The sequence below is a fragment of the Streptomyces sp. NRRL F-2664 genome, assembly GCF_000719345.1.
Taxonomy (GTDB): domain Bacteria; phylum Actinomycetota; class Actinomycetes; order Streptomycetales; family Streptomycetaceae; genus Streptomyces.
The window spans coordinates 1-204 of record NZ_JOFX01000660.1 but is presented as its reverse complement, the minus strand read 5'-3'; the positions used below and the strand labels follow the sequence as shown (position 1 = coordinate 204).

At 69.1% G+C, this 204-nt stretch carries 1 protein-coding gene; it reads right to left on the bottom strand.

Going from position 1 to position 204, the window contains the following annotated elements:
• The coding region (locus IF89_RS40535) for a hypothetical protein (protein WP_043195278.1) at positions 1-204 on the bottom strand (204 nt) is incomplete at both ends.

Here is a 204-nt window from a genome sequence, read left to right as displayed (position 1 = left end):
GTCTTCCTGCCTGCCTTCCCCGCTGCCGCTGGTGGCGGGGCGGGTGTCGGTGCGGGTGGCGAGGTCGCCGCGGGTGTTGTAGGTGTAGGCGGTTTCGGATAGCAGGGTGCCGTCCTTGCGGGTGAGGGTCTCCTTCTTCGGCTGGCCGCTGTCGTAGTAGCCGACCGTCAGGACGGTGCCGTTGCCGTACTCGGTTGTCGCGGG